Origin of the sequence: Paenibacillus sp. FSL R7-0128, from assembly GCF_038002245.1 — a bacterium.
Lineage (GTDB): Bacteria > Bacillota > Bacilli > Paenibacillales > Paenibacillaceae > Paenibacillus_AQ > Paenibacillus_AQ silagei.
Genome location: NZ_JBBOCD010000001.1, coordinates 5,718,750 through 5,730,569 on the forward strand (window position 1 = coordinate 5,718,750; position 11,820 = coordinate 5,730,569).

Consider the following 11,820-nt stretch of genomic DNA (forward strand, 5'->3'; position numbering starts at 1 on the left):
AATCCTTCTTCTAAAAAGAAAAGTACAAGCCCCGGAAGGCGCTTTCTTTTTGATATTAACATAAAACCAAGGACGGCGGTAGCCTTTTCGTAAGATGAATAAAACCAGCTTCAGCTCCGAACCCTAACAGGTATATGAAACGACAAGGAAGGAGCGGAAATCATGTCACGTAAAAATCTAACCGTCGCCGGTATAGTCACTGCCGCGCTGACCGTACTGCTGCTCACCTTCGCCCTGCGGCCGGAAGGCAGCGGCGGCACCCTTCGGCAAGCGTCTGTGCCTAATCCCTCTCAGGAAAAAGTGATCAAGAAAACCACCCTTGTGCAGGATGTAGCGGCCACTGACAAATTGAACCGAGTCGATGTGCACAGACATCTGAGCACACTGCTGGCCGATATGCATCATGCTTCCCCTGAAGCTATCTCAGCTTATGCCGAGAGCCTTCAGCAGGGGTACGGGCATATTACCATGCTGATGATGGTTGATTTCAACACCCGTAAGACAACCACCTTCAAATCTTCACTGCCGGAAGGAACCGATCAGGAGAATAAGCAGCTGCTTCATTATCTGAACACCGCCAAATCTGCGATTAAAGGCCACCAATCCTATGAATCCCCCTCGTTCATCATCGGCGACAAAAAGTATTATTTCGTAGCCCAGCGAAACCGGGAGGGACAAGTGGCTGTCATCGCTCTGATTAACCAAAAGATTCTGGACCGCGTTGCGCTGCATCAGCTGAAGAATCTGCGGCTCATTCCGTACCCGAAGGAAGGCAAGTACCGGGTAGAATCCGTCCATGCCGATACCTTGAAGGACATCACGGTCAAGACCGGACATGACAATGAGAATGCCAGCCATTACTACGAGAATGAGATTGTCGTCCGCTTCCCGAATGGACATCCCACGGCGGCACAGCTTCAGACCATCGCTGCCGATATCCGCTGCAAAGAGCCTCGCAAGTTGGGGTATGCCTATATTTTCCGGTCAGACAAGATGAGTTACTCCCAGCTCAAGACTTACTTCGCCAATAAGTGGCATCCGCTGTACGCAGAGCCTCACTATATGTACTTAACCAATGATACGGTCAGTGAAAATACGGGAGCTAATGTGATTACCCCTAACGACCTGCTCTTCTCAACTTACCAGTGGAATCTGCCGGCGATTGAAACCCCGCAGGGCTGGAATCTGTCCAAGGGCAGCAAGGAGATCGTAATCGCCGTTGTGGATACCGGTGTACAAGCGAACCACCCGGATCTGAAGGGGCAGCTGCTCAAGGGCTACAATGCGATTACCAGCGGCAGCACACCGGATGACGATGTTGGACATGGCACTCATGTGGCCGGCATCATTGGAGCGTTAACCAATAATGAAGAAGGAGTCGCCGGCATCAGCTGGTACAACAAGATCCTTCCGGTAAAAGCGCTCGATAATTCAGGGGCAGGCACCACCTATTCGGTGGCCGAAGGCATTATCTGGGCGGCAGATCAGGGGGCTAAGGTGATTAATCTCAGCCTGGGCAACTATGCCGACTCGCAGTTTCTGCATGATGCGATTAAGTATGCCTATGACCGGGATGTAGTGATTGTCTCCGCTTCCGGCAATGACAATACGGAGCGGCCGGGATATCCCGCAGCCTATGAAGAGGTGATTGCAGTCGCCGCAACGAATGCGGCGGGAGAGCGTGCTTCCTTCTCCAATTACGGGGATTACATCGATGTGGCTGCACCCGGGGAGAGCATTGCCAGCACCTATCCCGATAATCAGTATGCGGCGTTATCCGGCACCTCGATGGCCAGTCCCCATGTAGCGGCGCTGGCCGGACTGGTGCGCTCCTTGAACCCTGCGCTGACGAACAAGGAAGTGACCGCGCTCTTGACCTCTAATGCCATCGATCTGGGCACCGCCGGCCATGATAAGTATTACGGCTGGGGCCAGGTGGATATCTACCGTACCCTGCAGGCGGCAGGAGGAGGCCAGGTTCCGCTCCAGCTGTTCCCGCAGCAGGTCGGCAAACAGCTCGATTCTATACAATAAGCTGCGCACGTTAGCGGTTAAGAGCGCAGATGCCGTTCCAGCAGCAGCAGGAACCGGCGGAGTCCGCGCTCCATCCCCTCCTGCGTCAGCTGCGAATAGCTCAGCCGGATATGCCTGGAGGGGATATCCCCGGCATAGCAGACATCGCCCGGCAGGAAGGAGATCCCTTCCTGCTCGGCCAGAGCATGCAGCTGCTCAATCCCGGGGGATTCCGGCAGCTGCAGCCACAGATTCAGCCCGCCCCCCGGCAGCTGCCAGGTTACTCCGGCCGGAGCATTCTGCTTCAGCAGCCTCGCTGCCGCCTCCTGGCGGACACGCAGCGCTGACCGCAGCTTCGCTGCGTACTCGTCATACTGGCGCTCGATGAAGGGCAGCACTGCCCGCTGGGTCAGCAGCGGACTGCCCAGATCACTGGCCGACTTGGCGGCGATCAGCCGGGAGAGAATATTGCCCTCAGCGGCGACACAGGCGATCCGGCAGCCGGGGGCAAGGACTTTGCTGAAGCTCTTCATGTAGACTACATGCCCGGCGGTATCCAGCGATTTAATGGACGCCGGGGGCGGCTGATGGAAATACAGGTCACTGAACGGATCATCCTCCACAATAAGACAGCGGTAGCTGCGGGCAAGCTCCAGCAGACGCTGTCTTCTTGGCATGCTCATCGTGACCCCGCTCGGATTCTGGAAGGTCGGATTGGTATAGATGAGCTTAGGCGGCCTCCGGTCACACATCGCTGTAAGCCGGTCCACCCGCATGCCGTCCCCGTCCATCGGAACGAAGATCATCTCAGCCCCCCGCCCGGCAAAAACATCAATCGCCCCCGTATAGCTGGGCGCCTCCAGATACACCGTATCCCCCGGACCGACAAAGGTCCGGGCGACCAGATCGATCCCCTGCTGTGCGCCGCTGGTGATCATCAAATCACCGGCGCCCAGCTGGATTCCCCGGCTCTGCAGGTGCCTGCGCATCACCTCGCGCAGCTCCGGGTCACCCTGGAAATTACCATAGGTGGCCATCAGCTCAGGCTGCTCCTTCACAAGTGCAGCCATGGTCGTGCCAATCGGCCCGAGCGGAAGCAGGCTGCTGTGAATGGAGGCCAGATGAAAGGGATAGTCCACCTCAGAATAATCGAAGTTACGCCAGAGCTGGGCCCGTGGCAGATAGTCATCATAACCGTCCTGCCACCTTGCTTCTGCTCCTTGCCTGCTCCGGTCCCGTTCTGCCACATAGCAGCCCTTACCCTGGCTGCACAGAATATGTCCGCGCTGCTCCAGGTCAGCATAAGCCTTGCTTACCGTTACTTGGCTCACCTTTAAGGAGGATGACAGACCTCTAACGGACGGCAGCCGCGTGCCCGGCTGGAGCAGCCCTGAGGTGATACGCTGCGCGATCGTCTCACTGATCTGCCGGGGCAGCGATTTGTCACCGCTGCGGAGTAAATCAATATGCATGGCCTGTCTCCTCCCAACTGTTATATTTACCGCTTTACTGTTATACCGCTATACCGTTATGATACTACAAAATTCAGAATAGCAGGGAGCATGAATATGAAGATCAACTACGCGGATATGACGAACCACCTGGGGTCCTCCGCAGTCCGCGATATCCTTAAGATCACACAGGGCAAGGACATCATCTCGCTTGCCGGCGGGCTGCCTGCCGAGGAGCTGTTCCCGGCAGAAGCGATCCGAGATGCTTACAGCCGCGTGCTGAGCGGCGACAGTTCTGCGCTGCAATACGGACTGACAGAAGGCTATCTTCCGCTGCGCGAACAGATCGCCGCCAGACTGGGACAACAGGGCATCCCTGTCTCCTCCGAGGAAATGATCCTCACTACCGGCTCCCAGCAGGCCATAGATCTGCTCTGCAGAATTCTGCTTGATCCGGGAGACACCGTACTTGTAGAGGCACCGACCTATCTCGCCGCCTTGCAGGTACTGGGCTCTTACCGAGCAGACATCCAGGTTGTAAAGAGCGATGAGGAAGGGCTGCTGCCGGAGCATCTCGAAGAGCAGCTTCGAGTGCACCGCCCTAAGCTGTTGTATGCCGTCCCCACCTTCAACAACCCGTCAGGCGCAACCTGGAGCAAAGTACGCCGTGAACAAGTGGTGGAGCTATGCCGGAAATACGGTGTACTGATGCTGGAGGATAATCCTTACGGAGAGATTAGATTCGATGAATCCCTGCAAGCGTATCCGCCTACCCTCGCAGCCATCGACAGGAATCTGGGCGGGGATACCTGCGTAGTCTATACAGGTACTTTCTCCAAGATCGTAGCTCCGGGACTGCGGACAGGCTGGATCATTGGCCCCGCCGGGCTGGTCAGAGTGATCGCCAGAGCCAAGCAAGCCGCCGATTTGCACTCCAGCACCATCGATCAGCGCGCCCTGCATGAGCTGCTGCTGTCCTTCGACCTTGAAGCTCATATCCGGCTGGTCTCCCGGGAATACAAGTCACGGATGCAGCTGCTATCAGCAGAGTTGGTCTCACCGAACTGGCAGGATACATCCTTTTTGGAGCCGCGCGGCGGCATGTTCCTGTGGCTAAGCCTGCCTGCCCGGATACATACCGCCGAGCTGCTGCCGCTTGCTGTGGAGCAAGGGGTTGCCTTCGTTCCGGGGGAAGTCTTCTATTCGGAGCAGCCCATGAAGAACACGATGCGCCTGAATTTCACCCATACCCGGCCGGAGCTGCTGCCGCTCGCGGTGCAGCGCTTGTCCACCGCGCTGTCCCGGTATGAGGAGCGTTTGTTGCCTCTGTAACTCCATCCGCCCGCAGCAATTGAAGTATCCATACTCTCGTTCAATGCTCCGGATAACCCAACATTTTCTCACAAAAAGGCGGCCCCCATCAGGAGGCCGCCGTCTTATTATTCAGAAATTGTGATTACTGCAATAGCTTATTAGAGTTGTCAGTTAGGAAAGTTTGCCGTAAGCCGGGTTCTGTGCTCGTTGTGGTTCAGCCGGGAACTACCCTCCCACCATAAGCGACAATCATCTATCTAGGCCATACATTACTGCACAGCTCCAGCGACCAACCTAGACACGCCTCAGGCGAAGGCTGCGGCTTCCGTGAAGAAGACGCTGCGTCTCATTAGGTCTTGCTCCAGATGGGGTTTACCAGGAACGAAGTCACCAGCGTTCCTCGGGGTCTCTTACACCTCGGTTCCATCCTTGCCTGTGCCGCCCGAAAGCGGCCATCGGCGGTCCATTTCTGTGGCACTATCCTTCAGCTCGCGCCGACTGGACGTTATCCAGCACCCTGCCTTGTGGAGCCCGGACTTTCCTCCCGCATACGCTCTCACGCATACCGGCGATTGTCTGTCAAACTTTCCGAAACAACATTGTATATTATACAGATATGCCGCCCAGCGCACAAGTGTAAATAATAATAGCCTACAGGAATGTAAAAGGCTCGGTATCCGGCTGCGAGGCATGCACCGCCGTGCCGTACTTATGCTCCGTCAGCTTGCCGGCCAGAAACTCCGCTACCTTCACCTTCATGATCTTCTCCGCATTATGGCCCGGATCGATCAGGGCGATTCCTGCGAGGTGCGCATCCTGTGCGGTATGGTAATCGATATCGCCAGTCACCAGCACATCCGCTCCCTTGAAGATAGCGCTGCTGTAGTACTTGGCACCGGACCCGCCCATGACTGCCGCCTTGCGGACCTTGCGGTCCAGATCTCCAACTACCCGAACGCTCTCCACATCCAGCCCGCGTTTGACCGTATCAATGAACTCACCAAGCGTTGTTGGCTCCTTAAGCTTCCCTACTCTTCCAAGTCCAAGGCTGCGTCCCTTGAGGTCCATGGAATACAGATCATAAGCCACCTCTTCATACGGATGAGCCTTCAGCATGGCCTGTACCACCTTGTTACGGATCGTATGCGGCACAATCGTCTCGATACGGACCTCCTCAGCCCGCTCCAGCTTGCCAGGCGTGCCGAGGTACGGGTCCGTGCCCTCCTGCGGAATGAAGGTGCCATAGCCTTCGATATTGAAGCTGCAATGGCTGTAATTGCCGATCCAGCCCGCTCCGGCGTTCAGGATGGCATCCAGCACCTTCTGGTGATGATCCTTCGGCACGAATACCACCAGCTTGGACAGCTGCTCGGTATGAATATCCTTGATCGGTGCACCGTTCTCAATGCCCAGCGCCTCGGCCATCCAGTCGTTCATTCCGCCTTCGGCCACATCCAGATTCGTATGGCTGATATATACGGCAATGTCGTTTTTAATCAGCTTCTCATATAAGCGGCCTGCCGGGGTATCCGTCAGAATCCCTTTGATCGGCCGGAAAATCACCGCATGATGGGCAATAATCAGATTACAGCCCTTGGCAATCGCTTCGTCCACAATGCTCTCATTAACATCCAGCGCCACCAGCACCCCGGTGATTTCCTTCTGGAGACTGCCGACCTGAAGCCCGACATTATCCCATTCCTCAGCCAGATGCTTCGGAGCAAGCTGCTCCATGTATCCAATTACGGTCTGTCCTTTGGCAAACATTCCAGCACCTCCGCAATCCGTTTAATCTGAAGCTTGATTCTGCTGCGCTTCTCCTCAGCCGCTTCCAGCTCCGAACGTGCGAGCGAGGCCAGGATGCTCTCCAGCTTGGAGATTTCACCCTGCCATTTGGCAGCAAATACTTCATTCGGTGCTTGTAGCAGCAGCGGTCCCATCTCCAGCAGCAGCGCCTGATCAAGGGCTACCTTTCCTGCTGCAAGCAGACGTCCGCTGTACAGCTCTTCATTCGTACCCGCCGCTTCAGCGCCTTCAGGGACAGCGGTCAGGATCTCGTAGATTTTGCCGTCTTCCTCCAAAATATGCTCCGAGACCAACACCCAGCTGTTAGCCAGCAGCCAGCGGCGCAGAATATCCTCGCCTACATTGGGCTGCAGCGCAAGCGTCTTCACCCCGGCCAGCTTGCCGAGCTTCTGCCCGCGGTCCAGAATCGCCGCGATCAGTGAGCCGCCCATCCCGGCAATGGTAATGCAGTCCGTTTCCCCCGGCTCCAGCACCTCCAGCCCGTCTCCGCGCCGTACAGCGATCTTAGCACCGAGTCCTGCTTCCGCAACACCACGACGCGCCGCTTCAAAGGGTCCCGGATTTACTTCTCCGGCAATAGCTGAAGGCACCCGGCCGCTTTTCACAGCGGCAACAGGCAGCAGGGCATGATCTGAGCCGATATCGGCAAGTCTGCTGCCCGCAGGGACCTGCTCCAGCAGCAGCTGAAGCCGGTCAGATAATTTTACGTTGTTCATGAGGCCACCCACGTTATCCATTTTTTTCTGAAGAGGAACAGCAGCGCAAGGCCCACTGCAATCTTCAGTATTAATATCAGCGAGGTCCATTCCGGGAATCCCGCTCTGAGCCATAGCGCATCCACCTCCGGCATCAGCCAGAGGGCAGCACCCGCCCCCAGGTACACCCCAGAGACCCCGCTAACCTTGTGATACATCAACCAGCTCATCCAGATCATAAGCACACACAGCGGAAGCCAGAGCAGCTCCAGCTCCAGAAGAGAGGCATCCGGCCGGACATGTCCGAAGAATCCTGCATAGAGCAGAGCCCAGAAGGCATATCCGCAGAAATGAAGCAGTCCGATGCGCAGAAAAAAACCAAGCACACACCACAGCAGCCCGCAGGCCGCAATCAGCAGCGGTGTCCAAAAATCAGCATCCAGCTTATGCAGCTCAATCAGCCACAGTCCGAATCCCAGCGTTAAAATGCTGCCGATTCCCGCCAGCATCAGACTGATTGTCTTGTTGCGGTTCAGGTAAATCGCTGAATATCCGTAACAAATAATTAGGACGCTGAGCGCTGTAGCAAGTTGCAAAGGCCAGGGAAAAACGCTAAAATAAAGACTAATCAAGAAAATCAAGGAAATAATTCCAAAACCAAACAGCCAAATTTTGATGCTTCCCTGCTGGAGGTTCCGTAACGATACCGGATTGCTGTCCTTCACCTCTGCCTGATCATCATACAGGTTGGTCAGGAAGTCACAGTATTGCTCCGGCAGAAGCTTGCTTCTTCTCCAGTATTGAATTTCTCTTAATATAGTATCACGTTTCTCCAGGTTCAACCGGCATCCCTCTTTCCAGAACTTGCCTTCACTTTCATTACAAGCTCCCGCACACGGCGGGGCTCCAGCATTGGTGAATCCCCTTGACAACATAATAAGACCTCCTGCCACCGTGCAGCAGAAGGTCCAGGTTGTAAGGTCTATTCGAGGAAATCCTTCAGCCGCTTACTGCGGCTGGGGTGACGCAGCTTACGAAGTGCTTTGGCTTCGATCTGGCGAATCCGCTCGCGGGTTACGCCGAACACCTTGCCCACTTCCTCAAGTGTTCTCGTCCGTCCGTCATCCAGTCCGAAGCGCAGGCGGAGCACATTCTCTTCACGCTCAGTCAGCGTGTCCAGCACATCCTCCAGCTGTTCCTTCAGCAGCTCATATGCCGCTGCATCCGCAGGCGCCAGCGCCTCCTGGTCCTCAATGAAATCTCCCAGATGCGAATCATCTTCCTCACCAATCGGTGTCTCCAGCGATACCGGCTCCTGGGCAATCTTCATGATCTCTCTAACCTTCTCAACGGTAAGCTCCATCTCCGCTGCAATCTCTTCAGGCGACGGCTCGCGTCCCAGCTCCTGCAGTAATTGGCGGGAGACCCGGATCAGCTTGTTGATGGTTTCAACCATATGCACCGGAATACGGATCGTACGCGCCTGGTCAGCAATTGCACGCGTAATCGCCTGACGAATCCACCAGGTTGCATAAGTACTGAATTTGAAGCCTTTGTTATGGTCAAACTTCTCAACGGCCTTGATCAGACCCATGTTGCCTTCCTGAATCAGATCCAGGAACAGCATGCCGCGTCCGACATAACGCTTGGCGATACTGACCACGAGCCGCAGATTCGCTTCTGCCAGTCTCCGCTTCGCTTCCTCATCACCATTCTTGATCCGCATCGCCAGTTCCACTTCATCGTCAGCCGATAACAGCGGCACGCGGCCGATTTCCTTCAGATACATCCGGACGGGATCGTTGATCTTGATCCCCGGAGGCAGCGACAAATCATCGTCGAAGCTGAAGTCGTCTCCTTCTTTGTCCTCATTGTCTTCGCTTGGACGGAGGCTGTTCACCTCTTCATCATTCTCATTGACAACCTCGATCCCCAGATCGCTCAGCTGCTCGTAGAATTCCTCCATCTGCTCGGGGTCTTGATCGAATGGCGACAATTTCTCCATGATATCTTTGTAATTAAGTGATGATCTTTTCTTCCCGTGATCAATAAGCTGATCCTTAACCTGATCCAGAGTAAATTCCGCTTCCAGTTCAGTGTGCTGATCGTTCGCCATAATTCGACTCCCTCCTCCCTAGGTACATCCTGTCAACAGCTCATTGTCTCTCTAGGGCTAAAATTTCACTTGCTATTTGTGCTGCACGCAAAAAGTCACCGGATTTCTCCGCCTGAATCATCTCTTCACGCTTGGGTTCAATTTTGCGCTGCAGAGGATACTTCCGCACTTCACGAATACAATCGTCCAGAACCTGGGTATTCCAGTCTGGAGGAGTATCCATCATGGAGATGGCCGTTGCGGTCTTCTCCAGACGGTCGTCCTGAAGCGATGATAGAAACCGGCTGATGCCGGGTGGTTTGCCTTGCGCATAATAAGCATATAGATAAGCGGCGATTGCCGCATGATCATCAATATTGAACTCTTCTCCGAGCCGTTCACCCACATAGGCCGCCGCTTCGGGATCTTGAATCATAAATGATAACAGGCGCCGTTCCGCAACATGGTAAGCAGGCAGTAAGGTAGGTGTCTGCACTTGCCCTTTTTTATGCCTACCATTATTCCACCTATTATCGTTATTATCCCCTTCGGGGTTGTTTTTTTGCATGGAGGCCCGAAGTAAATTACAATCCTGCTTCAGACTGTCGTAAGACAGCTCAAGCTCGGAGGCGATTTCCCGCAGGTACACCTCCCGCTCCGTTGAAGAAGGGAGCCCGGCGATAATCTCCAGAGCCTCCTTGACATAGGCAATTTTGCCGTCTTCCTCTAGGAGTATATGGTTTTTTTTCAGATATATAAGCTTAAATTTGATGGATGACACGGCAGAGTCAATCACCTGTTCCCTGAATCTGTCCCCGCCATGCCGGGAGATGAATTCATCCGGGTCGAGGCCGCTTGGAAGCAGGGCTACCTTGACCCGCAAACCGCTGGCTTCCAGGATAGGAATGGCCTTAAGGGCGGCAGCTTGTCCAGCCTTATCTCCATCATAGGCAAGCACAATCTCATCTCCAAGGCTCTTCATCAGGCCCACGTGACCCTCGGTGAGCGAGGTTCCCATCGTGGCTACCCCGTTCTGTACACCTGCCTCCCAAGCCGAAATGACATCACCGTATCCCTCGAACAGGACGATTTGCCGCGTTTTGCGGATGGATGCTTTGGACTGGTGCAGATTGTACAGAATGCGGCTTTTGTTAAATAACCGGCTCTCGGGAGAGTTCAGGTACTTCGGCTGCCCCTCCCCGAGAATACGTCCGGCGAAGGCGATCGTCTTGCCCATGCGGTTCGCAATCGGAAAAATAACCCGGCCGCGGAAGCGGTCCAGATACCCTTTGCCTTCCCCTCTGGCAGACAATAGTCCGCCCTTCTCCATCTCAGCGAGATCGAAGCTGCGCTTCTCCAGAAACTGCAGCAGCGTATCCCAGCGGTCCGGCGCGTAGCCGATCTGGAATTGGTCAATCATTTTGTCGCTGAAACCCCGGGTTCTTAAGTAATCCATGGCGGCAGTGCCGTATTCCGTGTTTTTCAGCAAAAAATGATAAAACTTCGCCGATAATTCATACGCCTGAATCAGCCGGTCCCGCTCAGGATCGGGGGCAGCAAGCGCCCCGCCTCTCCCCTCAGGAACAGGGATATCACTCTCTTCCGCCATGATTCTGACTGCTTCGGGGAAGGATAATCCTTCGATTTCCATCCTGAATTTGATGGCATTTCCGCCCATACCGCAGCCAAAGCAATGAAAGACTCCCCGGTCAGGGGTGACAGTGAAGGAAGGGGACTTCTCCGAATGGAACGGGCAGAGGCCCCATAAATATTTACCCTGCTTGGACAAATGGACAACCTTGCTGACTGTATCGACAATATCATGCCGCGCCAGCACGTTCTCGATAACCTCTTCGGGAATAGGACCATGTCCGCTAGCCACTTCAACCACCTTCATCTCTTAACAGTTAAATATAATTCGCTATAGCTGGACATTCTCCTGCAAAATTGTTAAAAGTTTTGTCAGTTTATGTTGAAAAAGATTTTTTTCCTCTGCGGTAATCGCTTTGGGACCCTTGGAATAGTGGCCGCGCCTGCGTTCAACCGCCTTGGCATGCCTGCTCTCCAGCATAAAATCCATGGTAGAATTCTCATATTCCTGGCCCCGGTTCGAAAGTGCAAGGCAGCGTTTGCCCAGCGCCAGCGCAGCCAGTCCATAATCCTGCGTAATTACGACATCTCCTGCAGAAATATGATTGGCGATATAGAGGTCGGCACTGTCTGCCCCGCGGTCCACCTGAACCACCGTAACGCCTTCTTCCGCCCGCAGCACATGATCATAGGAAGAGACCATCAGCACCGGAAGCCCGAACCTGCGCGCCACGGTAATAATTTCCTGCTTAACCGGACAAGCATCACCGTCCACAACAATCTTCCTTAGCCGGAAAGTTCCCAAGCTCACCCTCACCAAATTCCTGTGTAATATATATTACGCTCTAACCGTTCA

General features: G+C 54.7%; 9 protein-coding genes and 1 other RNA gene. 2 read left to right on the plus strand and 8 right to left on the minus strand.

What is annotated here, in order from left to right; genetic code table 11:
• The first annotated feature begins 162 nt into the window (after positions 1-162).
• Complete coding sequence (locus tag NST26_RS24125; RefSeq protein WP_340979930.1) at positions 163-2,034, plus strand: S8 family peptidase; 1,872 nt, start codon at positions 163-165, stop codon at positions 2,032-2,034.
• Positions 2,035-2,051: 17 nt separating this feature from the next.
• On the opposite strand, the gene pdxR is transcribed toward NST26_RS24125, so the two are convergent.
• Positions 2,052-3,485, minus strand: a complete 1,434-nt coding sequence (gene pdxR, locus NST26_RS24130) for a MocR-like pyridoxine biosynthesis transcription factor PdxR (protein ID WP_340979931.1) — start codon at positions 3,483-3,485, stop codon at positions 2,052-2,054.
• A 96-nt stretch (positions 3,486-3,581) separates the two neighbouring features.
• Between pdxR and NST26_RS24135 the strand changes: the two genes are divergently transcribed.
• Positions 3,582-4,796: an aminotransferase-like domain-containing protein gene (locus tag NST26_RS24135; protein WP_340979933.1), complete on the plus strand. Its 1,215-nt coding sequence runs from the start codon at positions 3,582-3,584 to the stop codon at positions 4,794-4,796.
• A gap of 154 nt (positions 4,797-4,950) precedes the next feature.
• Here NST26_RS24135 and rnpB read toward each other — a convergent pair.
• The 7 genes from rnpB to NST26_RS24170 form a co-directional block, all read right to left on the minus strand.
• Positions 4,951-5,366: RNase P RNA component class A (gene rnpB, locus NST26_RS24140), an RNA gene on the minus strand.
• Positions 5,367-5,429: 63 nt separating this feature from the next.
• On the minus strand, positions 5,430-6,545 hold the full coding sequence (locus tag NST26_RS24145; RefSeq protein ID WP_339250251.1) for a Nif3-like dinuclear metal center hexameric protein: 1,116 nt from the start codon (positions 6,543-6,545) through the stop codon (positions 5,430-5,432).
• Positions 6,521-7,300, minus strand: a complete 780-nt coding sequence (locus NST26_RS24150; protein ID WP_340979936.1) for a tRNA (adenine(22)-N(1))-methyltransferase — start codon at positions 7,298-7,300, stop codon at positions 6,521-6,523. Before NST26_RS24150 ends, NST26_RS24145 begins: the two co-directional genes overlap by 25 nt.
• Positions 7,297-8,214: a hypothetical protein gene (locus NST26_RS24155; RefSeq protein ID WP_051477947.1), complete on the minus strand. Its 918-nt coding sequence runs from the start codon at positions 8,212-8,214 to the stop codon at positions 7,297-7,299. Before NST26_RS24155 ends, NST26_RS24150 begins: the two co-directional genes overlap by 4 nt.
• Positions 8,215-8,261: 47 nt before the next feature.
• Complete coding sequence (rpoD, locus tag NST26_RS24160) at positions 8,262-9,395, minus strand: RNA polymerase sigma factor RpoD (RefSeq protein WP_036690273.1); 1,134 nt, start codon at positions 9,393-9,395, stop codon at positions 8,262-8,264.
• Positions 9,396-9,435: 40 nt separating this feature from the next.
• On the minus strand, positions 9,436-11,271 hold the full coding sequence (gene dnaG / locus NST26_RS24165; protein ID WP_245368119.1) for a DNA primase: 1,836 nt from the start codon (positions 11,269-11,271) through the stop codon (positions 9,436-9,438).
• Positions 11,272-11,295: 24 nt separating this feature from the next.
• Entirely contained in the window at positions 11,296-11,775 is a 480-nt protein-coding gene (locus NST26_RS24170) for a YaiI/YqxD family protein (protein ID WP_339250257.1), read from the minus strand.
• Positions 11,776-11,820: the final 45 nt, after the last annotated feature.